The sequence below is a fragment of the Limosilactobacillus albertensis genome (genome assembly GCF_014145555.1).
Taxonomy (GTDB): domain Bacteria; phylum Bacillota; class Bacilli; order Lactobacillales; family Lactobacillaceae; genus Limosilactobacillus; species Limosilactobacillus albertensis.
Genome location: NZ_JACIVD010000044.1, coordinates 17,105 through 41,873 on the forward strand (window position 1 = coordinate 17,105; position 24,769 = coordinate 41,873).

Annotated in this window: 25 protein-coding genes and 1 other annotated feature; of the genes, 20 read left to right on the plus strand and 5 right to left on the minus strand. The window is 40.1% G+C overall.

Translation table 11 applies throughout. From position 1 onward, the window contains the following. The first annotated feature begins 54 nt into the window (after positions 1–54). From H5S41_RS00835 to tsaD, 5 genes are all read left to right on the plus strand, one after another. Entirely contained in the window at positions 55–219 is a 165-nt protein-coding gene (locus tag H5S41_RS00835) for a hypothetical protein (RefSeq protein WP_182601649.1), read from the plus strand. 15 nt (positions 220–234) lie between these two features. After that, on the plus strand, positions 235–780 hold the full coding sequence (locus H5S41_RS00840; protein ID WP_182601651.1) for a TPM domain-containing protein: 546 nt from the start codon (positions 235–237) through the stop codon (positions 778–780). 140 nt (positions 781–920) lie between these two features. Further along, positions 921–1,646, plus strand: coding sequence for a tRNA (adenosine(37)-N6)-threonylcarbamoyltransferase complex dimerization subunit type 1 TsaB (gene tsaB / locus H5S41_RS00845; RefSeq protein WP_182601653.1), 726 nt, complete (start codon positions 921–923; stop codon positions 1,644–1,646). Then, the gene (gene rimI / locus H5S41_RS00850; protein ID WP_182601656.1) at positions 1,630–2,184 is read left to right on the plus strand and encodes a ribosomal protein S18-alanine N-acetyltransferase; all 555 of its coding nucleotides are present in this window, start codon (positions 1,630–1,632) and stop codon (positions 2,182–2,184) included. The genes tsaB and rimI overlap by 17 nt, the downstream gene beginning before the upstream one ends. An 18-nt stretch (positions 2,185–2,202) precedes the next feature. Then, complete coding sequence (gene tsaD / locus H5S41_RS00855; protein WP_182601658.1) at positions 2,203–3,237, plus strand: tRNA (adenosine(37)-N6)-threonylcarbamoyltransferase complex transferase subunit TsaD; 1,035 nt, start codon at positions 2,203–2,205, stop codon at positions 3,235–3,237. Positions 3,238–3,308: 71 nt separating this feature from the next. Here tsaD and proC read toward each other — a convergent pair whose 3' ends face one another. The 3 genes from proC to proB are packed head-to-tail and all read right to left on the minus strand — an operon-like array spanning position 3,309 to position 6,145. Further along, a complete protein-coding gene (gene proC, locus H5S41_RS00860) occupies positions 3,309–4,082 on the minus strand; it encodes a pyrroline-5-carboxylate reductase (RefSeq protein ID WP_182601660.1) in 774 nt (257 codons plus the stop codon). A gap of 17 nt (positions 4,083–4,099) precedes the next feature. Further along, entirely contained in the window at positions 4,100–5,344 is a 1,245-nt protein-coding gene (locus H5S41_RS00865) for a glutamate-5-semialdehyde dehydrogenase (RefSeq protein ID WP_182601662.1), read from the minus strand. 12 nt (positions 5,345–5,356) lie between these two features. Further along, positions 5,357–6,145, minus strand: a complete 789-nt coding sequence (gene proB / locus H5S41_RS00870; RefSeq protein ID WP_182601664.1) for a glutamate 5-kinase — start codon at positions 6,143–6,145, stop codon at positions 5,357–5,359. 317 nt (positions 6,146–6,462) lie between these two features. Next, positions 6,463–6,698: a binding site (T-box leader), on the plus strand. A 38-nt stretch (positions 6,699–6,736) separates the two neighbouring features. Here proB and H5S41_RS00875 point away from each other — a divergent pair. Genes H5S41_RS00875 through H5S41_RS00885 form a run of 3 tightly spaced genes read left to right on the plus strand, consistent with a single transcriptional unit; the run spans position 6,737 to position 9,724 of the window. Beyond that, entirely contained in the window at positions 6,737–7,522 is a 786-nt protein-coding gene (locus H5S41_RS00875; protein WP_182601666.1) for a carbon-nitrogen family hydrolase, read from the plus strand. A gap of 16 nt (positions 7,523–7,538) precedes the next feature. Continuing rightward, a complete protein-coding gene (locus H5S41_RS00880) occupies positions 7,539–8,744 on the plus strand; it encodes a pyridoxal phosphate-dependent aminotransferase (RefSeq protein WP_182601668.1) in 1,206 nt (401 codons plus the stop codon). Positions 8,745–8,758: 14 nt separating this feature from the next. Continuing rightward, the gene (locus H5S41_RS00885) at positions 8,759–9,724 is read left to right on the plus strand and encodes a ketopantoate reductase family protein (protein ID WP_182601669.1); all 966 of its coding nucleotides are present in this window, start codon (positions 8,759–8,761) and stop codon (positions 9,722–9,724) included. Between the two features lie 109 nt (positions 9,725–9,833). Here the strand turns inward: H5S41_RS00885 and H5S41_RS00890 are convergent, their stop codons facing one another. Beyond that, a complete protein-coding gene (locus H5S41_RS00890; protein ID WP_182601672.1) occupies positions 9,834–11,771 on the minus strand; it encodes an ABC-F family ATP-binding cassette domain-containing protein in 1,938 nt (645 codons plus the stop codon). A gap of 238 nt (positions 11,772–12,009) precedes the next feature. On the opposite strand from H5S41_RS00890, the gene H5S41_RS00895 reads away from it, so the two are divergent. The 9 genes from H5S41_RS00895 (at position 12,010) to H5S41_RS00935 (ending at position 21,316) form a co-directional block, all read left to right on the plus strand. Then, positions 12,010–12,654, plus strand: coding sequence for a redox-sensing transcriptional repressor Rex (locus H5S41_RS00895; protein ID WP_153710053.1), 645 nt, complete (start codon positions 12,010–12,012; stop codon positions 12,652–12,654). Positions 12,655–12,887: 233 nt separating this feature from the next. Next, complete coding sequence (groES, locus tag H5S41_RS00900; RefSeq protein WP_163705040.1) at positions 12,888–13,172, plus strand: co-chaperone GroES; 285 nt, start codon at positions 12,888–12,890, stop codon at positions 13,170–13,172. 89 nt (positions 13,173–13,261) lie between these two features. Then, a complete protein-coding gene (gene groL, locus H5S41_RS00905; RefSeq protein WP_153710054.1) occupies positions 13,262–14,890 on the plus strand; it encodes a chaperonin GroEL in 1,629 nt (542 codons plus the stop codon). 99 nt (positions 14,891–14,989) lie between these two features. Then, the gene (locus tag H5S41_RS00910; protein WP_231833046.1) at positions 14,990–15,478 is read left to right on the plus strand and encodes a prolyl-tRNA synthetase associated domain-containing protein; all 489 of its coding nucleotides are present in this window, start codon (positions 14,990–14,992) and stop codon (positions 15,476–15,478) included. Between the two features lie 81 nt (positions 15,479–15,559). Next, the gene (locus tag H5S41_RS00915) at positions 15,560–17,167 is read left to right on the plus strand and encodes an APC family permease (RefSeq protein ID WP_182601677.1); all 1,608 of its coding nucleotides are present in this window, start codon (positions 15,560–15,562) and stop codon (positions 17,165–17,167) included. Positions 17,168–17,255: 88 nt separating this feature from the next. Next, positions 17,256–19,094: a potassium transporter KimA gene (kimA, locus tag H5S41_RS00920; RefSeq protein WP_153710057.1), complete on the plus strand. Its 1,839-nt coding sequence runs from the start codon at positions 17,256–17,258 to the stop codon at positions 19,092–19,094. A 27-nt stretch (positions 19,095–19,121) separates the two neighbouring features. After that, the gene (locus H5S41_RS00925) at positions 19,122–19,382 is read left to right on the plus strand and encodes a hypothetical protein (protein WP_182601679.1); all 261 of its coding nucleotides are present in this window, start codon (positions 19,122–19,124) and stop codon (positions 19,380–19,382) included. A 148-nt stretch (positions 19,383–19,530) separates the two neighbouring features. Beyond that, positions 19,531–19,947, plus strand: coding sequence for a MarR family winged helix-turn-helix transcriptional regulator (locus H5S41_RS00930; protein ID WP_182601681.1), 417 nt, complete (start codon positions 19,531–19,533; stop codon positions 19,945–19,947). Further along, positions 19,940–21,316: an MFS transporter gene (locus H5S41_RS00935; protein WP_182601683.1), complete on the plus strand. Its 1,377-nt coding sequence runs from the start codon at positions 19,940–19,942 to the stop codon at positions 21,314–21,316. The genes H5S41_RS00930 and H5S41_RS00935 overlap by 8 nt, the downstream gene beginning before the upstream one ends. A 57-nt stretch (positions 21,317–21,373) precedes the next feature. Here H5S41_RS00935 and H5S41_RS00940 read toward each other — a convergent pair whose 3' ends face one another. After that, complete coding sequence (locus H5S41_RS00940) at positions 21,374–22,012, minus strand: YigZ family protein (RefSeq protein WP_182601685.1); 639 nt, start codon at positions 22,010–22,012, stop codon at positions 21,374–21,376. A 62-nt stretch (positions 22,013–22,074) separates the two neighbouring features. Here H5S41_RS00940 and H5S41_RS00945 point away from each other — a divergent pair, with 62 nt between their 5' ends. The 3 genes from H5S41_RS00945 (at position 22,075) to hpf (ending at position 24,750) form a co-directional block, all read left to right on the plus strand. Further along, positions 22,075–23,406, plus strand: a complete 1,332-nt coding sequence (locus H5S41_RS00945) for an ATP-dependent helicase ComFA (RefSeq protein ID WP_182601687.1) — start codon at positions 22,075–22,077, stop codon at positions 23,404–23,406. 7 nt (positions 23,407–23,413) lie between these two features. Beyond that, the gene (locus H5S41_RS00950; protein ID WP_231833045.1) at positions 23,414–24,070 is read left to right on the plus strand and encodes a ComF family protein; all 657 of its coding nucleotides are present in this window, start codon (positions 23,414–23,416) and stop codon (positions 24,068–24,070) included. 131 nt (positions 24,071–24,201) lie between these two features. Then, entirely contained in the window at positions 24,202–24,750 is a 549-nt protein-coding gene (hpf, locus tag H5S41_RS00955; protein WP_153710064.1) for a ribosome hibernation-promoting factor, HPF/YfiA family, read from the plus strand. The last annotated feature ends 19 nt before the right edge of the window (positions 24,751–24,769 follow it).

The following is a 24,769-nucleotide window of genomic DNA, read 5'->3' on the forward strand; positions in this document are numbered from 1 at the left end:
ATCCTTTTTGCGTGGGAGGAAAAAAGGAAAATATACCATTTAGCAAAGAAACTATTGTTAGCTACAGTAGTTTTAATAGTAGGTTGGGTAGCTTTTACTGCTAGTAGTACAGCAAGTGCTGCTATGCGAAATCAAGGGCAAAATGTTGATGATCAGGCTGATGTTTTATCACAGAAGACGATTGATCGGATAAATAATAAAAATCACCATTTGAAGTAAGGTCGAATCTTTGTCTTGACGATTGATACGACTGACGGCAAGTCAATCGGCGAGGTTGCTCACCGCTACTACGCTAATCATCGTTTTCGAACTAAAACAGCCTTGTTAGTAATTGCTGTTGATGATCGGAAGGTTCGGTTACAGACTGGCTCTAGTTTAAAAACTATCTTTCCCCGAGGATATTTAGATACAATTTTAACTACTGATGTTAAAAACAATTTCCGTGATGAGGACTTTGATACTGGAGTCATGGCAATGGTATCGTCAATGAGTAATAAATTGAATAATAATACAGGGCAAAAAAAGCAAAACACAAGATCGTATATCATATATGCAATTATCGGTTTAGTAATTGCCCTAATTTTAATTTTTATCAGCATTAGGATTGCACAAAATGATGAATCTAAAGCGCAAGCAGTTAAGCTTTTAAAGCGGACTGGTAAAATTTTATTAGGTATTCTATTTGCATTAGTTGCAATTTTAGCTTTCTTTGGCAATAGCGATGATTCAGATGGTGACAGTTATGATGGCGGTGATAGTGGCGAAAACGGGAGCTGGTAAGCTGAATACATTGAGGGACGTATTGGCAGGGAATATCTGCTAATGCGTTTTTTATTTTTAGAATAGCAAAATAAAAGCAAAAAGCAGTCATAACGTACCTAGTATGATAAGATGTAAGATGATTGAAAGGATTGATTGAAATGAAGATACTTGCCATCGATACATCTAACCACCCGATGAGCGTGGCGTTGGTTGAGGATGAGCAATTACTGGCAACAACAACGCTAAACATGGTTCGAAATCACAGTATTTATTTGATGCCGGCAATTAGTAAGCTATTTAAATTAGTTCAATGGCAGCCAACGGATATTGACCGAGTAGTGGTCGCACAGGGGCCTGGTTCTTATACCGGAGTACGAATTGCAGTTACAACTGCCAAGGTGTTGGCTGATACAGAAGAAATTGAATTAGTTGGGGTGTCGAGTTTAGCAGTGTTAGCACGTAATGTTGTTCCGACGTCCGCAGCTATTATTGTTCCTTTCTTTGATGCACGGCGAGGTAATGTGTTTGCTGGTGCTTACCAATGGGAGAATGGCAAGCTAGTAAATAAAATAGAAGATCAGCACTTAGGAATTGATGTTTTACTTGACCAACTTGCCCAGTTAAATCAGCAGGTTATTTTAGTTGGTCACATGACTGATAAAATTCGGACAAAGTATGATCAACTACCGCCAAATGTGACTTTATTACCACGCCCTTATAGTATTCCATCGACTTACCAGTTAGCTCTTGCTGGTCAATTAGAAGAACCGGTTAAAGAAATTGATCCGTTTGTTCCTCATTATTTGCGGATTACCGAAGCAGAAGCTAATTGGCAGAAACTTCATCCTGGAGAAACAAGAAAGAATTATGTTCGAGAAGTTTAAAGAATGGTTTGTCAATACGACGAACCCTAATAAACGGCCAATCCTTGACTTTACACGCCGGGTTGTAATGATTTCTGGTCATCAGTATGTAGTGCGAATGGCATCAGAACCTGATATACAGTCCTTAGTGGAGATAGAGGAAAAGATCTACGGCAGGGCTCCTTGGAGTTACGCTGCTTTTCGGATTGAGCTGCAGCGTCCGTGTGATCGGCTTTATTTAGTAATTGAGGATGACCAGCGAATTATAGGCTTTATCGGTACGGCCGTTGATTGGTACCATTATGACCTTCATATTACTAATATTGGTATCACACCGAGTTATCAAAATAAGGGAATTGGCACGTACCTTATTTTGACTGCAAAAAATTATGCCCGTCATCTAAAACTGCATTCGATGAGCCTTGAAGTGCGGGTAAATAATATCTCGGCTCGTCGTTTATATGAGAATTTAGGATTTCGCAACCAGCATATTAAACCGCGTTATTACCTGGATAATCATGAAGATGCAGTTGATATGCAAGCAAATTTACTTAGGTAGAGGAGAAAGTAATTTATTATGACTGAACGCACATTAATCTTAGCGTTTGAATCAAGCTGTGATGAAACAAGTGTTGCAGTAATTGAAAACGGCACGAAAATTCTTTCAAATATTGTAGCAACGCAAATTGATAGCCACCAGCGTTTTGGCGGAGTAGTACCTGAAGTAGCTAGCCGCCATCATATTGAGCAAATTACCAAGTGTACAGATGAAGCCCTGGAACAAGCGGCTGTAGACTACGATGACCTAGATGCTGTTGCGGTAACGTATGGTCCGGGATTAGTCGGATCATTGTTAATTGGTGTGACGGCAGCAAAGGTAATTGCATGGGCTCATGACTTGCCGTTAGTTCCAGTTAACCATATGGCAGGACATATTTATGCTGCCCGCTATGTTGGTGAATTTAAATATCCACAAATGGCGTTATTGGTTTCTGGCGGACATACGGAACTGGTTTATATGCTAGCAGAACATGAATATCAAATCATTGGCGAAACGCGTGATGATGCGGCTGGTGAAGCTTATGATAAGGTCGGCCGTGTACTAGGCGTTAATTATCCAGCTGGAAAAACAATTGACGAATGGGCTGCAAAAGGTGAGGACAGCTTCCATTTTCCCCGTGCAATGGAAAAAGAGGAAAACTATGACTTTAGTTTTAGCGGGTTGAAGAGCGCTTTTATCAATACGGTTCATAATGCTGACCAACGTGGTGAAGAATTAAATAAATATGATCTTGCTGCTAGTTTTCAACAAAGTGTAATTGATGTTCTTGCTGAAAAGACGATGCGGGCATTAGATGATTACCCGGTAAAGCAACTGGTATTAGCAGGGGGAGTAGCTGCAAATCATGGATTACGGGCTCGTTTAGACCATGATATGAAAAAATATCATCCTGATGTAACGATGCTTCAAGCGCCGCTAAAATTGTGTGGTGACAATGCGGCAATGATTGGGGCAGCCGGTTATGTTAACTATCAACATGGTGATCGCGCGGGATTAGACCTAAATGCAGTACCAGGGTTGATGTTTGAACGGATTAACGATAATAATTAAACAGTTTTTTCCATAAAAAATAGGAGAGGAATAATAGGCCCTGAGTTGGCTTTTATCTCTCTCCTAAATTTTTATTTTTCACCGTTTGCTTTATTTACAGCATCCATGATGGCGTAACGGAAACCGTATTTTTCTAAGGCTTCGACGCCCTTGATTGTTGTTCCGGCTGGCGATGTTACCTGGTCACGTAAGAGGGAGGGAGCAAGTTTACTATCATAAGCAAGTGTTCCAGTTCCTTTTACCATGCTAGCGATAACTTCATATGCCGTTTGGCGGTCAAGACCATGCTTTACAGCTGCATCACTCATCGCATCCATCATTACATCAACAAATGCCGGGCCACAACCACCGACAACACCGATTATATCTAGTTGCCGTTCTGGAACCTCAATTACATCGCCAAGGCTATCTAAAACGGTCATAACCTTTGAAAGTGCCTCAGCTGGAATTTCAGCAGGTAAAGCAAGACCAATTGTTCCGGCATTAACTTCGACTGGCGTATTAGGGATGATATTAGCAATTACTTTATTAGGAAGGGCCTTTTTTAGTGTTTCGTGAGTGATACCAGCTGCAGCAGAGATAAAGATAGTATCATCATTAAGAACGGCTAAGTCTTTTGCAACGGCTGCTGTTACCGGTGCAGGCGTTGTCAGAATCACAACATCAGGTGAGAGATTAACAACTTCACTGCTTGTATTGACGAGTTTAAAATCAAGTTTTTCTGCAAGCTTAGCAACACGTGGATTAACCGGATTCATTGCACTAAGAGTAAAACTTTGAGTGTGGGTTAATCCCTTAATAATTGCGCTTCCCATGTTGCCGACGCCAATGATTGTAACTTTCATTATAAAAACCTCCAAAATTATTTGCGGACTTGACCGTTACCAGTAATCTCATATTTAATTGTTGTTAATTGTTGCAGCCCCATTGGTCCCCGTGCATGAAGCTTTTGCGTGCTAATACCAATCTCAGCGCCAAAACCGAATTCACCACCATCAGTAAAACGAGTAGAAGCATTGACATAAACGCAGGCAGAATTAATTGCTTGCTGGAAGTAACGTCCCCGAGTGATGTTATTGGTGATAATCGCTTCGGAATGGTGGGTGCTATAGTGATTGATATGGTTAATTGCATCGTCAAGCGAATCAACAATTTTAACCGTCATGATCAAATCATTATATTCCGTTGCCCAATCCTCATCGGTTGCGGGATGAATAGCCGGTACTAATTTGCGAGCATCAGTATCTCCCCGTAATTGGACCCCGTGATCAATTAAAGCTTGGGCAATAGTAGGCAGAAATTTAGTTGCAACGTCACGATGAATGAGTAACTTTTCGGCGGCATTGCAAACAGAAGGACGCTGCACCTTTGCGTTGACGGTAATATCGGTTGCCATTGTTAAATCAGCATCTTTATCAATATAGATATGACAGTTACCCGCCCCGGTTTCGATAACTGGAACGATCGCAGTTGTTACGACTCGTTGAATCAGATTACGACCACCACGCGGAATTAAAACATCGATGTAGTCGGTAAGCTTCATCATTTCATCAGCAACCGCATGACTGGTATCGGTAATGAGCTGTACGGCATCAACCGGTAATTCCTGCTTTTGCAAGGACTCGCGAAGAATTTTTACTAAGGCCGTATTAGTCTGTAAAGCTTCTTTTCCGCCACGCAAAATAACAGCATTACCGCTTTTAAATGTTAGTCCGGTTGCATCTACGGTTACATTTGGCCGCGCTTCAAAGATAATCCCGATTACACCTAATGGTACCCGGCGTTGAAGAATTTGTAAGCCATCTTTGCTAATCCAGCCCTTATCAATTTGTGCAGTTGGGTCATTTAAGTCAGCGATTGAGCGAAGACCATTAGCCATATCTTCAATCCGCTGGGCGTTAACCATTAAACGATCGGTAAATTTAGCAGGCATTGTTGTAGCATTAGCTAGGTCCTGCTGGTTTGCGGCAATGACCGTGTCCTTATTTTTGATTAAGTCATCAGCAAGTTGAATCAATGCTTTATTCTTTGTCGCTGTGTCCATTAAAGCTAGTTTATTTGCTGCATTTTGGGCTTTTTTTCCAATAGTAATTAAATCCTGATTCATTATAATGACCTCCTATTTGCCAAAACAGGTTCCGATAGTCTGTCCGTCAAAGATATCAAAGAGAATTTTCGGGTCGCGACCGTTGCACAGAATCATTTGTTTGCCTGCTTTCATCATTGTCGCCGCTGCCCGTAATTTAGTTACCATTCCACCTGTACCGAATCTTGTACTGCTTCCGCTTGCGGCACTTTTAATTTCTGGGGTTAGGATGGGAACCTTATTGATAATTTTAGCATCACTAAATTTATGTGGATCTTTATCATAGAGAGCGTCAATATCGGAAAGAACAATTAACCGGTCCGCATCAATTGCAACGGCTACCTGTGAAGAAAGCTCATCGTTATCACTAAATGTAGTATGGTGGTCAAGCTCATCTACCGAAACAGGGTCGTTTTCATTGACGATCGGAATAACATTTTGCTTAAGCAGGGTGGTGATTGTATTAAGCGTATGCTGACGGCTAACGGGATAAGCAAGGACATCGCGGGTAAGGAGAAGCTGTGCCACATGAGTTTGATAATCTAAAAATCGTTGTGAGTAGATTCTCATTAAAGCTGCTTGACCGATAGATGCGAGGGCCTGTTGTTCTTCAATTGCTGCAGGGCGTTCTTTTAATCCTAAACTAGCGAGACCGACTCCGATTGCTCCTGAAGAAACAAGGATAAGTTGGTAACCTTGGTTGTTAAGGGTCGCAAGGGTAAATGAGAGTTGATCGATTGTTCGAAGGTTAATTTTTCCATTGGGAAGGACAAGGCTGCTGGTTCCAATTTTGACAACTACTTTTTGAATTTTATGAGTCATGGCAAACACCTTTCAGAAAACAAAAAGCGTCCTTAACCGAGACACCAATTATGGCGGTACCATTCTCGTTTAAAGACGCGCTTTACACTTTTAAATTATTTTATTATTAGAAATTATTAAAGTCGTAGCAGGGTTTCGGTACTGGCGATGGCTTGCAGTCGATGGCTATCGTTCCTGGGCTGACCTACTTTTATCTACAATTAAAATTTTAAGCGGGAGAATGAGCTTTTGTCAAGTCCAATTATTTTTCATTGCTAATTAAAAAATGATTGACAAATAATTAAAATTAAATTAGAATACGGGCAACAGTTAAATATAAATCGTTTAAGATGAGTAAAAGCAATGGCGTATTAAGAGAGTTTTCGGCTGGTGAGAGAAAATTACAAAATACTTTGAAGATGGTCTTAAAAAATACAGTAATCGTGAGGGATAACTAAGCGGTTAGCGGCTGATATCCGTTATCAATTATCGAAGTTTGACATGAACTTCCTGAGGCTATCCATGTGAGTGGGTAGTAAATTAAGGTGGCACCGCGAAAATACTCGTCCTTATTTTGTTAAGGATGGGTATTTTTTTATGGAGGTGAAAGTGATGAAACGAAAAGTTGCGTTGGCGCAGATGGATATTCAATTAGGATTACCAGAAGCAAACTATCAAAAAGCGGCGCAAGCGATTAAAGCAGCTGCTAATCACCATGCAGATATTGTTGTCTTGCCGGAGATGTGGAACACCGGTTACGCATTAAATGATTTAAAAGATATTGCCGATAATAACGGTCAAAAGACGCAGCAGTTTCTTAGCAAGTTAGCGCTTGAGAATAAAATTAATATTGTTGGTGGTTCAGTCGCGATCAGTCGTGGAACTTCTTTTTATAATACGAGTTATATTTATGACAAAAACGGACAATTAATCGGTACCTATGACAAGGTTCATTTATTTGGCTTAATGGATGAAAATCAATATTTGAAGGCAGGGGTAAAGGAAAGTCACTTTGTGTTAGCTGGAATTCCTAGTGCGAGTTTTATTTGCTATGATCTGCGCTTTCCGGAATGGGTCCGCACGACTGCCCGTTACGGCGCTGATATTTTATATTTTCCAGCAGAATGGCCTAGCAGTCGGATTAAGCAGTGGAAGATAATGCTTCAATCCCGTGCAATTGAGAACCAGACCTTTGTTGTTGCGGTTAACCGGGTTGGCACCGATTTAGATAATGACTTTAATGGACACTCATTAGTTGTCGATCCTCTTGGAAATATTATCTGTGATGGGGGAGAAGATGAGCAAGTATGTTATGCCGAAATTGACTTAGAAAAGCTGGCAGAAGTACGCGGACCAATCCCGGTATTTAAGGATCGGCGTCCAGAACTTTATCATTAGGAAGGAAATGAGAACAATGAATTTTGAACAGTCTAAATTACTAGATACGCTGCCTAAACAATTTTTTGCAAATTTAGTTGCGAAGGTTAATAAAAAAGTATCAGAAGGCGTGGATGTTATTAATCTTGGTCAGGGTAATCCCGATAAACCGACACCAGACTATATTGTCAAGAGTACACAAAAATGGGTTGCCGATCCCCAAACACATAAATATTCGCTCTTTCGTGGCCTGCCAGCTTTTAAGGAAGCAGCAGCAAAGTTTTATCATGAAAAATACGGGGCTAGTTTTGACCCGGAAAAAGAAGTGGCAATCTTGGGCGGTTCAAAGATCGGCTTAGTGGAGTTGCCATGGGCATTGATGAATCCTGGCGATACCCTGCTTCTTCCGGATCCTGGTTATACCCTGCTTCTTCCGGATCCTGGTTATCCAGACTATTTATCAGGAGCGGCTTTAGGAAAAGTTAAGTTTGCGACCGTCCCCTTGCTAGCAGAAAATAATTTTTTGCCAGATTTGGATGCAATTCCAGACGAAGTTGCCCAACGCGCTAAGTTCTTTTACCTTAACTATCCTAATAATCCAACAGGGGCAGTTGCAACGCCTGCGTTTTATCAAAAGTTAGTGGCTTGGGCGAAAAAGTACCATGTGGGAATCATTAGTGATTTTGCATACGGCGCCATCGGGTTTGACGGTCAGGCTCCTGTTAGTTTTATGGAAACACCAGGTGCTAAAGATGTGGGAATCGAATTTTATACCTTTTCTAAGACTTTTAACATGGCTGGCTGGCGGATTGCTTTTGCGGTCGGTAATGAGGATATTATTGAAGCATTAAACCTTATCCAAGATCATTTATTTGTTAGTCTTTTTCCCGCCTTACAAAAAGCGGCCATTGATGCCCTGACGCTACCGGCACGAGATGCGGCGATTGCAAAAATTGTTGCTCGTTATGAAGAAAGGCGGAATGCGTTCATTAATGCTGCAGAAAAAATTGGCTGGCATGCATTTGTTCCCCAAGGTACATTCTATGCTTGGATGCCGGTTCCAACCGGTTATACCAGCGAAAGCTTTGCAGATCTGTTATTAGATAAAGCCGGTGTTGCAGTGGCGCCAGGTAATGGCTTTGGAACACACGGCGAAGGCTACGTACGGATCGGACTGTTGATTGAACCGGAGCGATTAGTTGAAGCTGTTGAGCGAATTGCTAAGTTGAATCTTTTTAATTAAAAGGAGGAAAAATTATGGCGTTAAAATATACTGTTTTAGGTGCAGGTGCAATGGGATTGCGCTTTGGTGTGCTCCTTCAAGAACTTGCCGGTGCGAAAGTTGATTTTGTTGATAACTGGGCCCCACAGGTTGAAACGATTAAGGAACAAGGGGGCGTGTATGTTTCTCGCGATCATGAAAACCGTCGCCTTGTACCGATTAGTATTTATTCACCTGAAGAGTACGATGGCGACCCGGATGTATTTATTGTCTTTGCAAAACAAATGACGCTTAGTGACCTGCTGAACCGCAGCGCACATTTCTTTCACCCTGACCATCAATATGTCTTTTCCGGAATGAATGGAATGGGGCATATTGAAAAGATTAACCAATATTTTCCTAAAGAACACGTCGTTGCCGGTACTTGTTTAATCGGAACGGTCCTCAATAAGGCAGGGGACGTTGATTTTATTGGGAAACCAGGTGCTGGTTCAATTAACTTAGCGCCCCAAGTTGGCGAACCTGATGCCCGTGTAAAGGATATTGTCGCTGATTTTACAACGGCTAATATTAATCCGCATCTTAATGATAATTTTGCTGGCACTTTGCTGACAAAGGTAGTCTTTAATTCAGTTATTAATACTATTTGTACCCTTTTTGAAATTCAAATGAGGCAGTTCATTGATTATGACGGCGCAGAAAAACTTGGTAAGCAATTAATTAATGAAGCATTTGATGTTGCAGAACGTGCAGGTGTCCAGCTGTTAAGTACCCGTGAAGAAGAATGGCAAACAATTAAGTACGTCAGTGAAGTTACTAATCCGCTCCATTATCCATCAATGTATCAAGACATGAGTAAAAACCGCCCCACGGAAGTTGACTATATTAATGGATACATTTATGAATTAGGTAAAAAGTATAACTACGAGGCCTCAACTCATGATTTCTTGCGTAACCTTGTTCATTTGGCGGAAAATACCCGCAAGTTTAGACAAAAATAGAATAGAGATTGGAAATTAATTCGGCTTCTCTCAATACAATTCTTGCGGGAGTTTAAAAATGACCAAAATCAGCTTTTTAGCCAATTTTGGTCATTTTTTAGTCCTTATTTTAATTTTCTTTATCAAATTCCTCTAGCTTTTCTGCAGCTTCTGTCCATGCCAATTCTACTTCTTCTGATTTTGCTGATAATTCATCAAGCTGCTTTTGTAAGTCCGTTAATTTTCCGATATCAGTCGCAATTTCTGGCTGGCTCATTTGTTCCTGAATAGTGGTTTGTTCCTCTTCTAATTTTGCCATCTGCTGTTCTAAATCATCAACCTGGCGCTGGATCTTCCGCCGGGCACGCTGCTGCTCTTTGCTTTGCTGGTAAGATTGCTTGCCAGCTGGCGTCTTGCCGGTGTTGGCAGCACTAGCAGGAGCAGCATCATTTGTACCTTCTTTTTCTTTGGCAATTAAGTAATCGTCATAGTTGCCCTCATAATGTTTAATACCATCATGCTCCATTGCCAAAATATCAGTTGCAACCTGGTTAATAAAGTAACGGTCATGTGAAATAAATAGAACAGTGCCGCTAAATTCGTTAATTGCATTTTCTAAGACTTCCCGACTGTCGATATCAAGGTGGTTAGTCGGTTCGTCAAGAATAAGAAAATTAATCGCTTTAAATGATAGCTTGGTTAACTCTAGGCGCGCCTTTTCACCACCCGATAGGTCATGAACGACTTTGTAAACGTCATCCCCAACAAAGAGAAAACTACCTAATAGTGAACGGATATCCTTTTCTGGTACTTCTGGATGATCATCCCACACTTCCTCAAGAACGGTTTTATTAGGGTGTAATTGCTGTTGCTCCTGATCGTAGTAGCCAATGTCAAGATTAGCACCAAGTTTAATGTTACCGCTAATTAAGGGAATCTTATGGAGAATTGATTTAAGCAAGGTTGACTTACCAATACCATTTGGACCAATGATACCAACTCGCTGTGGCTTTCGGACATTAAATGACAGCGGGCCGGCAAGCACCTGTTCATTGTAGCCCACTTTTGCCTGTTCTACGTCAAGAACTTCATTTCCGCTATCCTTTTCAGAATGAAATTGAAAGTGGATCGACTTATCATCAGTTTCAGGACGGTCAAGTCGTTCCATCTTTTCTAATTGCTTTCGCCGCGCCTGTGCCCGCTTGGTGGTAGAAGCACGGACGATATTTCGATTGACAAAGTCTTCGAGCTTAGCAATCTTTTTTTGCTGCTGATCATAGTGTTTCCATTCAGCTTGCAGTCTTTCTTGTTTATGCTTAACGAATTGCGTGTAGTTACCAGTATAGTGAGTTAAAGTTTTATTATCGAGATCATAGACATCGCTAACAACCCGATCTAGGAAGTAACGGTCGTGAGAAACAATTAGCAATGCTCCTTGGTAACTCTTGAGATAATCCTCTAGCCATGAGAGGACATTCATATCAAGGTGGTTAGTCGGTTCGTCCAAAATTAATAGCCCTGGTGCCTGCAAGAGAATTTTAGCAAGGGCTAGTTTAGTTTTTTGCCCTCCTGAAAGGGAATTGATCGGAGTGTTATAGCTATCTTCACCAAAGCCAAAACCATGTAGGATTCCGCGCATTCGAGATTCGTATTCAAAACCGCCTTGCTTTTTAAAGGTCGTTTGCAGATTATCATACGTAGAAAGAATTTGTTGATAATTGCTATCGGAACTATCAAGGTCAGCGAGTTGTTGTTCTAGGTCATGAATCTGTTTTTCCATCTTGTGTAAAGGAGCAAAAACAGTATCTAACTCTGTCCAAATACTATTTTGACTATCCAGCCCTTGATCCTGGGCAAGGTAACCAATTGTCAGGTCCTTAACTTTAGTAATAGTTCCTTCATCCGGTTCTGTGATCCCGGCAATCATTTTTAACAAGGTTGTTTTACCGGCACCATTACGACCAACGAGGGCAGTCCGGCCATGCTCCTGGATTTGCATGTTCATATTGTGAAATAAAACGTCCGCGCCGAATCGGCGTACAACGTCATTTGTCTGTAAAAGTAACATATTGAAACCTCATTTAATTACTTGAATTTGATACAGTTTTATTTTAGCAGATTTTAATTTTAAATAAAAAGTTGAAAATATTTTTGTATTTTAGTTCACAAAAAAAGGTTTAATTGCTAGAATATACTCAGACTTAAATTTCACAAAGTAAAGATTGGTAATGTCGTCCTTATTAAGGCCTAGTAATTAGTTGGCTACTTAGGCTAAAGAGGACTGTTTTAGGAGGAACAAAAGTAGAATGGCAAATAAAAAAATTCCGCGCGCAACTGCGAAACGGTTGCCGATATATTTCCGTTATTTAAATGTATTAAAGGATGCAAATAAGCAACGGGTATCATCAACTGAACTTTCAGAAGCTGTTCAAGTTGATTCTGCAACTATTCGTCGTGATTTTTCATATTTTGGTGAATTAGGTAAGCGGGGATACGGCTATGATGTTGAGAGCTTATTAAAGTTTTTCAAGGGGATTTTACATCAAGACTCATTAGTTAGTGTTGCCTTAGTAGGGGTTGGTAGTTTAGGAAGTGCTTTGTTAAACTTCAACTTCCATCAAGACACTAATTTACGGATTAGTGCTGCTTTCGATACTAAGCCGGAATATGCAAATACTGTTAAGAGCGGTATTCCTATCTACCCATCTGAGGATATGGTAAAGCAATTAAAAGAACAGCAAATTGATGTTGTTATTTTAACGGTTCCTGGTATTAAGGCTCAGCATGTTGCCGACCAATTAGTTGAGGCTGGTGTAAAAGGTATCCTTAACTTTACGCCAGTTCGTTTATCTGTTCCGAAGAATGTTCAAGTTCAAAATATTGATTTAACAAACGAACTTCAAACGTTGATCTACTTTATTAAAAACTATACTGAAGACTCAGTTGAATAAAATTATCAAGCATTGGTTTACTAAAAGCGGTAAACTAATGCTTTTTATCTACTATTTTGTTAATAGTTATACATCCAAAAAGCTTTTATCTTATTCTTTTTAATAGATGGTCAAAAAAAGTCAAAGTGTTTCTGTTGCATTTTGGGGAGAACATGTTATATTTAAACATGTGGTTAGCACTTAGAGGTTTTGAGTGCTAAAAATAAAATTATTAACAAGATGGAGGGATTAACGTGTTAAAACCATTAGGAGATCGCGTTGTTCTAAAAGCTGAAACTGAAGAAGAAAAGACAGTTGGTGGAATTGTCCTTGCTTCCAATGTAAAGGAGAAGCCAACTACTGGAAAGGTTATTGCCGTTGGAGAAGGTCGTACTTTAGAAAACGGACAAAAGCTTGCTCCAGCTGTTAAGGAAGGCGACCGCGTATTATTTGACAAGTACGCAGGTAACGAAGTCGAATATGATGGTGAAAAGTACTTAGTTGTTCATGCTAAGGACTTAGTAGCAATCGTTGAATAGTTAAATATACAAATTAAAAGTTTGAGACAAGAGGATATAATTCTTTCATCGTCTCTTTTAAAAATGAATTTAATTTTGAGGTGACATAAATGGCAAAAGAAATTAAGTTTTCTGAAGACGCACGGAGCGCAATGCTCAGTGGTGTTGACAAATTAGCAGATACTGTTAAGACAACAATGGGTCCAAAGGGACGGAATGTTGTTTTGGAACAAAGCTATGGTACACCTACTATTACTAATGATGGTGTTACAATCGCTAAGAGCATTGAATTAGAAGACCACTTTGAAAATATGGGTGCAAAGCTTGTTTCCGAAGTTGCTTCAAAGACTAACGATATCGCTGGTGACGGTACTACTACTGCTACTGTTTTAACTCAAGCAATTGTAAATGCCGGAATGAAGAACGTTACATCAGGTGCAAACCCGGTTGGTATTCGTCGTGGTATTGACAAGGCTACTGAGACTGCTGTTGAAGCATTAAAGAAGATGTCTCATGATGTAAAGACCAAGGATGATATTGAACAAATTGCTTCTATTTCAGCTGCTAATCCAGAAGTTGGTAAGTTAATTGCTGACGCGATGGAAAAGGTTGGTAATGATGGTGTTATTACCATTGAAGACTCTCGTGGAGTTGATACCAGCGTTGACGTTGTTGAAGGAATGAGCTTTGATCGTGGTTACATGTCACAATACATGGTAACTGATAACGACAAGATGGAAGCAGACCTTGACAACCCATACATTTTGATCACTGACAAGAAGATTAGTAACATTCAAGATATTTTGCCATTGCTTCAATCAGTTGTTCAAGAAGGCCGTGCTCTCTTGATTATTGCTGATGACATTACTGGTGAAGCATTGCCAACACTTGTTTTGAACAAGATCCGTGGTACCTTTAATGTTGTTTCTGTTAAGGCTCCAGGCTTCGGTGACCGTCGTAAGGCCCAACTTCAAGATATTGCCGTATTAACAGGTGGTACTGTTATTTCTGACGATCTTGGTATGAGTCTTAAGGACGCTACTGTTGATCAATTAGGTCAAGCAAACAAGGTTACAGTTACTAAGGACGCTACTACAATTGTTGACGGTGCCGGTTCAAAGGAAGCTATCCAAGAACGGGTAGACCAAATTAAGCAAGAAATCGCTAAGTCTACTTCTGACTTTGACAAGGAAAAGCTCCAAGAACGTCTTGCAAAGCTTTCTGGTGGTGTTGCAGTTGTTAAGGTTGGTGCCGCAACTGAAACTGAATTAAAGGAAAAGAAGTACCGGATTGAAGATGCCTTGAACGCTACTCGTGCTGCCGTTCAAGAAGGATTTGTTCCTGGTGGTGGTACTGCTTTAATCAACGTTATTCCTGCTCTTGACAAGATTAACGCTGAAGGTGACGAATTAACTGGTATTAATATCGTTAAGGCTGCTCTTGAAGCTCCAGTTCGTCAAATCGCAGAAAACGCCGGTGTTGAAGGTTCAGTTATTGTTAATGAATTAAAGAACGAAAAAGAAGGCATTGGATACAACGCAGCGGACGGTAAGTTTGAAGACATGATTAAGGCTGGTATCGTTGACCCAACAATGGTTACACGTTCCGCTCTTCAAAATGCTGCTTCTGTATCAGCATTGCTTCTTACTACTGAAGCAGTTGTAGCTGACAAGCCAGATCCAAATGCTAATAACCAAGCTCCTGCAGCTCCACAAGGCGGCATGGGCGGTATGATGTAATATCATCTCACCTGGTTAAATTTTAATTTTGTGGGCGGAAAGGTTCTAACGTTTGAACTCATTCAGATGTTAGAATCTTTTTTTATTTTAGGAGAAAAAATGAAAACACAGGCAAAAATTATTTATACTTATTTAGACAATGAAGGAATCGATTATCAAACCATTAACCATCCACCGGTTTACACAGCGGAAGCAGCTGATAAGTACGTGCAAAACTACCACTTTATTCGCACAAAAAACCTGTTCTTAAAAAATAAAGCCGGGTACTATTTAGTGGCGCTGCTAGAAAATAAGCGTCTTGATATGAAAAAGCTGAAGCAGCGTTTGGCAACCAGTCGTTTTTCATTTGCCCGACCAGAAGAATTAAAGGCTAAATTGCAAATTACCAGCGGGGCGGTTTCCCCATTTAATCTGATAAATGATGAAGAACACCAGGTTACTTTTATTGTTGACACTGATATTCTTAGATCTGGGCAGAAAATTGGCTGTCATCCAAATGATAATACCGCTACCATAGTTCTTGCGGTAACGGATTTACTTCAAATAGTAAAGAAATATGGCAATCCAGTGAAAGTTATTGAACTATAAAACTAATCTAAAAATCTTAAATTGTGGTAAAGTAAATGAGTATTAATTTTTAATAAAACTATAATTGAAAGGAACTAAAAAATGGAGAAAATGAAGTTCCAGAAGATAACTCTATTTTCTGGAGTAATGCTTGCCCTAAATTCCTTGATTGGTTCAGGATGGCTTTTTGGTGCAGGAACCGCTGCAAAGGTTGCGGGACCGGCAGCAATTATTTCATGGATCTTAGGAGCAATAATTATTATTAGCATCGCTCTTACTTATGTTGAACTAGGGGCGATGTTTCCAGAAAGCGGGGGGATGAGTCGTTACGCTCAGTACAGTCATGGTCCTCTATTAGGATTTATCGCTGCGTGGGCGAATTGGATTTCATTAATAACTTTAGTCCCGATGGAAGCTGTGGCGTCAGTCCAATATATGAGTTCTTGGCCGTGGACATGGGCGAATTGGACTCATCATTTTATGAAAAATGGTAATATCACGACACCAGGATTATTAGTGGTATTTATCTTTATGCTTGTGTTTACACTGATCAATTTTTGGTCAGTGAAGTTAATGACACGTTTTACTAATTTAATTTCAATTTTTAAAGTTCTGTTGCCGACATTAACGGTTGCCATGCTAATCTTTGCTGGCTTTCATCCAGGAAATTTTGGCCATAGTGTAAATACATTTATGCCTTATGGTAGTCGTTCAATCTTTGAGGCAGCTGCTGTATCGGGGATTATCATGTCATATGATGCGTTTCAGACGATAATTAATATGGGGGGAGAAATGATTCATCCTCATAAAAATATCGTTCGCGGTGTTTTGATATCAATGATAATTACAGCAGTGATTTACGTTATGCTACAGGTTGCCTTTATTGGTGCAATTGATCCTAATTTGCTGGCACAAAAAGGATGGCACGGGATTAACTATACTTCACCGTTTGCGGATATCGCCATTTTGCTTGGGATGAACTGGTTAGCTATTTTACTATATATGGATGCTTTTGTGTCGCCATTTGGAACCGGAGTCGCTTTTGTTGCTACTGCATCACGGGCACTGGCAGCAATGACCCACACCGGCCACTTGCCACAGTGGTTAGGGCGATTAGAACGGCGCTATATGATTCCCCGCTTTGCAATGGTTGTTGACTTAATTTTGGCGGTTATTATGGTGAGCTTGTTTAGAAATTGGAGCCTGCTAGCAACAGTAATTACTGGTTCGACATTAATTGCCTATCTTACTGGCCCAGTAACCGTTATTTCATTACGTAAAATGAATGCCAATTTAAAACGCCCATTTCATCCCCAATTTATGACTTGGCTGGCCCCCTTCGCGTTTGTCTTGACGAGCCTTTCAATTTATTGGACAATGTGGCCAACTACTGTTCAAGTTATTGGCGTAATTTTACTGGGATTGCCGATTTACCTCTATTATGAGATTAAATATCGTCATGCATCTGGACTACGTGATCTTCGCAATAGCTACTGGATGCTTGCTTACCTTGTCTTTATTTCAATTATTTCTTTCATTGGAAGTGAAGGCTTTGGCGGTAGAGATTGGCTAAAGTATCCATGGGATTTTGTTGTTATTATTATTTGTTCGTTGGCCTTTTATCGCTGGGCAGTTGCAAGTCGAATGAAAAAAGTCGATCCGGTTGCGGAAAAAGTAAATGCCAAAGTGAAAATGCCAGAGAAAGACTAATAAACATATTTGTAGGTTGCAAATTCAGTTAATAAATTGTAGTATTGTCACCTATTTAAAAAGTGTAAAAAATTAAAGGAGAAATAGTATGTGGCGCTATTTGAAACGTGTTTTAATCGGGAAACCGTTAAAGACCCTTGATGAAGGGCAAACACACTTAACCAAATTTAAGGCATTAGCAATGCTTTCATCTGACGCGATATCGTCAGTTGCATATGGACCAGAACAAATTACGACTGTTCTGGTAACATTATCTGCAGCGGCAATTTGGTATTCAATTCCAATTGCGGCAATTGTGCTGATCCTCCTGTTAGCGATCACGTTATCATATCAGCAAATCATTCATGCTTATCCTAGTGGTGGAGGCGCCTATGTGGTTGCTACTCGTAACTGGGGAAGCAACGGGGGATTATTTGCTGGTGGTTCATTATTAGTTGATTATATGCTGACGGTTGCCGTTTCAACGACATCAGGAGTTGAAGCTATTACTTCAGCAATTCCAGCATTATACAAATTTTCGATTCCCCTTGGAATTATCATTGTCTTATTAATTATGTTTATGAACTTACGGGGAATGAGCGAGAGTGCAAACTTTTTAACTATTCCTGTTTACTTCTTCGTTATCATGATGATTATTATGGTAATTTGGGGTGGATACAATATTGTAACCGGTCATATTCATTATCGGGCAATTGTTGATTATGGTACCCCTGTTTCCGGAATGTCATTTGTCTTACTGATTCGGGCTTTTTCAGCGGGTTCGTCATCGTTGACCGGGGTTGAAGCGGTAAGTAATGCTGTTCCAAACTTTAATAAGCCAAAAGAGAAAAACGCATCGACAACGTTAGCGATTATGAGTGCTATCTTAGCCTTCTTCTTTATCGCAGTTATCTTCTTTAGCTTTTATCTTGGTGTAGTACCAAACTCACGGACAACAATTCTCTCACAGATGGCTGCCCAGATTTTTGGTGGACATGGCTTAGGTTTCTACCTTTTACAGCTTTCAACAGCAATGATTTTAGCTGTGGCTGCTAATACTGGGTTCTCTGCTTTCCCAATTCTTGCTTTTAATATGGCGAAGGATAAGTACATGCCACATGCATTTATGGATCGAGGAGACCGGTTAGGCTACTCTAATGGAATTATTTCATTAGCCGTTGGGGCAATCATTCTAATCCTGATTTTCCATGGTCAAACTAATATGTTAATCCCATTATATGCTGTTGGGGTGTTTGTTCCGTTTACATTGTCACAATCAGGGATGATTATCCATTGGTTCAGAGAACGGGAAGGGTTCTGGTTAGGAAAAGCATTCATTAACTTAGTTGGGGCGTTGATTTCCTTTGTTCTTGTCGTTTGCCTTTTTTGGCAGCACTTTGCTAATGTTTGGCCATACCTAATTATCATGCCGCTTCTCCTTTGGATGTTCCATGCTGTTCACCGTCATTATGTAAAAGTGGCTGCGCAGTTACGGGTGGCTGAAAAGACAAAAGTTCAGTTGCACGATTATGATGGCGCAACGGTCATTGTGCTGGTTGGTAATGTGACACGGGTAACACGTGGTGCGATTAACTATGCACGGTCAATTGGTGATTATGTCATTGCAATGCATGTTTCCTTTGATGAGAATCCGGGAAAGGAACACAAGACGGCAAATGAATTTAAAGCAGAATACCCAGATGTCCGTTTCGTAGATATTCATTCTTCATATCGGTCAATTGCTAAACCGACATTACGGTTTGTGGATGTAATTGCTAAACGAGCTGAGGCAAGAAATTATTCTACCACTGTCCTCGTACCACAGTTTATCCCTAAGCACCCATGGCAGTTAGCATTGCATAACCAGACGAGTGTTCGCCTGCGTGCATTATTAAATTCCCGGGAAAATATTATTGTTGCCAGTTATAACTACCATCTTCAAGAATAGTGATTTGAAAAAGAAAGTACTGATTTAATGAATAAGAAACAGATTTTATGGGGATTTCTATTTGCAGTCGGCCTTTTTATGGCGGCAAGCTACTCTATTGATAATCGTGGCTTTCACTCTGGAATATATGGCATCATTGGCTGTATCTTTATCTTAGTTGCATATACAGGAATGAATTGGCAAAAACTACAAGCGCAGGACCAGCATACAAGAAAGATTTTAATACTTTTAAGCAGTATTCTTGGAGTTATCGTTATCCTTGATATCGCTGAGATAATACTGGCATAACTAAATAAAATAGAATCAATGTGGAGGCACGGCAATGTCCTCTGCAAGTACAATTAGGCCTCTAGGGTTCGGCATTAGCGGACTTTAGAGGCTATTTTTGTTGAAACCTTACTTTGTATTGACCGGAAATTGTAAGGAGTGATAAGGCATGTTAATGGGACGCTTAATAAAGCAAGCTAACAATACGATAAATCAACGAATGAACGCGTTCGCACAGCAGTATGGATTAACGGGCACGCAAATGTCGGTTATTAACTTTTTAGACCATTTCCCGGGAAATACCTGTGCTCAGCGGGAAATTGAAAGAGAGTTTGACATCAAAAGATCGACAACTACTATTCTGTTACAACGAATGGAGAAAAAAGGCCTGATTACAAGACAACCTTCACCGACAAACCAGCAATCTAAGATAGTTTCTTTAACTAGTAGCGGGGGAAAGCTGATCCCGATTGTAAATGATTATATTGAAAAAAGTGAAATATGTTTAACTGATGGCTTTGATAAAGACAGTGTTAAGAAAATTAAGCAATTTTTACAGGAGGTTAGTGAACGGTTAAATGAATAATGAAAAAATACCAACAAAAGTAGTTGCTGCGATTATTGCTACTGGATTAATGTCGTTTTGTGGAGTGATTGTTGAAACCGCAATGAATATTACATTTCCCATTTTGATGCGGGAGTTTGCGATTACAACCAATACAGTCCAGTGGATGACTTCAATATACTTATTATTGGTGGCAATTATTGTACCGTTATCAGCAATCTTAAAAAGTTCAGTTAGGACAAAAACATTGTTTACGACTGCAAATCTTTTATTTATTACCGGGGTTGTTATTGATGCCTTTGCGCCGACCTTTAGTTTGTTACTGTTGGGACGAGCAGTTCAGGGGATTGGAACCGGAATTGCACTACCACTGATGTTTAATATTATTATGGAGCAGGTACCGCAAAAGAAAGTTGGCCTTATGATGGGAATCGGTAACCTTATTACTGGGATTGCCCCTGCTATCGGACCAACATTTGGCGGAATTATTGCCAGTCAGCTTAATTGGCGGTGGGTCTTTTATTTGCTACTTCCATTATTGTTCCTCTCACTTATTTTGGGAGAATGGGGAATTATGCAGAAGTCAGTTATTAACCGGCAGCGGGTGGACTTGTTTAGTATGCTAATGATTATTTGCTTATTTACCGGTTTGGTAACAGGATTTAGCAATCTTGGTAGTCAGGACTTTATTAGCATTAAGGTCGGTGGTGCGCTTTTAATTGGTGTTTTAGGAATGACTGGTTTGATCTTGCGCTCCCTTACAATTAGTCAGCCAATCTTACAATTACGGTTATTTAAAAGTCACTCATTTACTGGACATGTGATCGGCTTCTTCTTAACTCAGATAATTTCGCTTGGCTTTGCATTCTTATTGCCTAATTATATTCAATTAGTAAATGGGAACACCGCAATGGTTGCAGGACTGGTTGTTTTACCCGCTGGATTTGCCGGGGCAATATTTGCACCATTAGGCGGGCGGATTTTAGATCGTTTCGGTGCTCGACGCCCAGTCATATTTGGAATCACTTTATGCTTAATATCATTGGTAATTTTTACCCTAATGGCTCGTCATTTGAGTAACATTGTTATTGCTTGTGTATATATTCTTTATATGGCCGGCATGGGAATGTGTATGGGAAGTGTAATGACCAATGCATTAACAGTAATTGGAAAAGAAAATGTACCGCAAGGAAACGCGATCTTAAATACGTTGCAGCAGTTTGCTGGTGCAATTGGTACTTCCATTGTCGCGATGATTGTTGCAAGCAGTCAGGCTAACTTGCATGTTACTCGTAATGTTGCAACAGCGATAGGAACACAACATGCATTTATCCTATTAACCGTTTTCGCAATAATTGTTTGGGTAAGCTATTATCGATCAGTTAAATAATTAAAAATAGAAGGTTCATTAGAACTCAAGAGTAAATTGCTTGAGTGTAATGACCTTCTATTTTGTATATGGAATTTCATTAAAGCGGTGTGGTCCTTCGGTAATTTGTAATTGGTCATTAAAGCGATCAGTAAGACTTTTCTTGACCATTGTTAGTTCGTCTTCGTTAACATAAATGCTGGTAACAACATTTACCCCATATTCTTCGCCAGCTATTTCAAGCTGGTTTTCTTTTAAGTAGTATAAAAGGGGATCGTGTTGGGAATAAGATACTGTTATTTTGAGAGTTGCCTGTTTGACCCGTTGAATAAGGCCAGCTTGATGGATTGCTTCAGTAGTAGTGTTGCTATAAGCCCGGATTAGGCCGCCAGCACCGAGTTTAATTCCGCCAAAATAGCGCGTAACGACCGCTACAACGTCATGAATCTTGGCTAGCTTAAGTGATTCGAGCATTGGTACACCAGCAGTACCGCTTGGCTCACCATTATCACTTTCGCGTTGAATTTGGTCATTATCACCGAGCATATAGGCATAACAATTATGGTTTGCCTTTTTATTTGCTGCTTGAATGCTGGCGATGGTAGCTTGAGCGTCCTCTTCCGATGCGATACGAGCGATAGTACATATAAACCTAGATTTTTTGATTACCTGTTCATATGAAGTGTTTTTAGCAATTGTAAGGTATGGTTCTGTCATTTTAAACTTCCTTCATGTTATTTTGAATTTTTTACGTATATATAACTATAGGGAGGGATTAGATGGATTTTAGCGATTATTATGGCCGCCGTATTTTAGAACGTCGAGTAGGACAAGTGCCGGCTGGAGTACAGGCGCTTCCTACTATTGAGATTGGGGCCAATACCATTAGATGTTGCCGTTGCAATCATATAACACCTAAAATGAAGGCAGCGTTACCAGAGAATGAGTATTATTGTCCACATTGTATTAACCTCGGCCGTGTTTCAACATTAACTAGATTTTATCATGTTCCAGAGCCAAATCAATTTAAGATAAACTATCCGGTTTTAACATGGAACGGGAAACTATCGGCCTTACAACAAAGGGCTTCCGAAAAAGTTTGTCGAGGAATGACCGCCCATTTGCACCAGCTACTATGGGCGGTAACGGGAGCAGGTAAAACAGAAATGATGTTTGCGGGGATTGCAGCTGCTATTGAACGTGGTGAGCGGATTGGGATTGCGTCACCACGGGTGGATGTGTGCCTAGAGTTATTTCCGCGGTTGAAAGCTGCTTTTGCTAATTGTGATATTGTCCTTTTGCATGGTCGTCAAGAATTGCCATATCATTATGCCCAGGTAACAGTTTGTACAACGCATCAATTGTTGAAGTTTTACCATGCGTTTGATAATTTAATTATTGATGAAGTTGATGCCTTTCCCTATGCGGCAAACGATGCATTACTATATGCGACGAGGCAATCATTAAAAGAAAATGGTGGGTGTCTTTACCTGACTGCAACGCCGGGTGATGTTTTATTGCGGGAGGTTAAACGGCAACGGCTTACAGTCAGCTATCTACCATTACGGTACCATGGACACTTGTTACCCCAAATAATTGTTAGGTTAATATTTGAATGGCGTAAGTACTTGAAAAAGGATTGCCTTCCTTCTGCGGTTATTCGCCAATTGCAAAGGTCATTAGAAAGCCGTCACCGCTTTTTGCTTTTTATTCCGCACGTCGCCGATTTAAAAAGTATTGAATTAGCGATCCGGCACGTATTCGCGGGGAAACGTTTTGCAACTGTCCATGCTAATGATCCAGAAAGGCTACTTAAAGTACAAAAAATGAGGGATGGTGAATATGATTTTTTGATTACAACCTCTATCCTTGAACGTGGTGTAACCTTTCCGGCGATTGACGTATATGTATTAGGAGCGGATGATCCGGTTTTTTCTTCATCTTCATTGGTTCAGATTGCTGGGCGGGCTGGTCGAGCAAAAAGCCGCCCGGATGGGACCGTTATTTTTTGGGTTAATAGTAATAGCCATCGTGTCAAGCAGGCGGTCCGCCAAGTAAATTACTTAAATAAAAAGGGACAAAAGTTGAAAAATGAACTGTCTTTTGTGTAATAGAGAAATGCCGTATCAGATAACGTTGAAAGATATTTTTAGTTTTAGCGAAATTCTTACACCAGTAATTTGTGATTCTTGTAAAAATACTTTTACTCATTGGGACAGTGATAATCAATGTAAGGGATGCGGCAATGGGAAAGCAGAAGGACGGCTTCGGCTATGCAAAGAATGCCAACGCTGGCAGCAACTCTATGGCTGGCATTTATATCATCGCGGACTTTACCACTATAATGATGCGATGAAAAATTACATGCAACGGTATAAATTCAATGGCGATTATCGCTTGCGGCTAGTGTTTCAACGAGAATTTAGCAGGTTGGTTAACCACAGTAAAGCAGATATTATTGTGCCGATCCCAATATCAACTGCAACGATGCAAACGCGGGGGTTTAATCAGGTAGTTGGTCTATTACGAGAAGTTCAGTATCAGACCGTTTTACAAGTTATCGTAGAAGATAAGGCTGCCCAATCCAGCAAAAGCAGAAAAGAACGTTTAGAAACGACACAACCATTTAGTTTGATTTCACCAGAAAAAGTTGTTAATAAAAGAGTGCTGTTAGTTGATGATGTTTACACTACCGGACGGACTTTGTACCATGCAGCAAGCCTCCTTAAGCAAGCGGGCAGCCAATGGATTGGTAGCGTTTCATTAGCACGTTAAATTCTTTTTAAGATATATTAATAAAGTTTGTTAATTAACAAGAACTAATCTATAATAAAGATAGGATATGAGAAGAGTGGTCCTTCTGATATCAGATCAAGCAGATGCTTGGCTGAAAGGAGAGAAGTACAATGTTAAAGTTCAATATTCGTGGTGAAAATGTCGAAGTTACTGAGTCAATTCGTGATTATGTGGTAAAACGAATCAGTAAGCTTCAAAAGTTCTTTGAAGATAGCGTTGAAGCTACCGCCCACGTGAACTTAAAAGTTTATCCAAACCGGACGTACAAAGTGGAAGTTACTATTCCGCTTCCATACTTAACGTTACGGGCAGAAGAGACTTCTAATGATATGTACGGAAGCATTGATTTAGTTACAGATAAGCTTGAACGGCAAATTCGGAAGTACAAGACAAAGGTTAACCGTAAGTCACGTGAAAAGGGCTTAAAGAACCTTGAATTTATTCCATCTGATAATGACAGTGCAGAAAGTCATGATGATGAATTAAAGATTGTACGGACAAAGCAAGTTTCATTGAAGCCAATGGATCCTGAAGAAGCTGTACTTCAAATGGATATGCTTGGACATGATTTCTTTATCTTCCAAGATGCTGAAACAAATGGCACAAGCATTGTTTACCGTCGTAACGATGGTCGCTATGGCTTAATTGAAGCTGAATAGTCAATGCCAAATAATTACT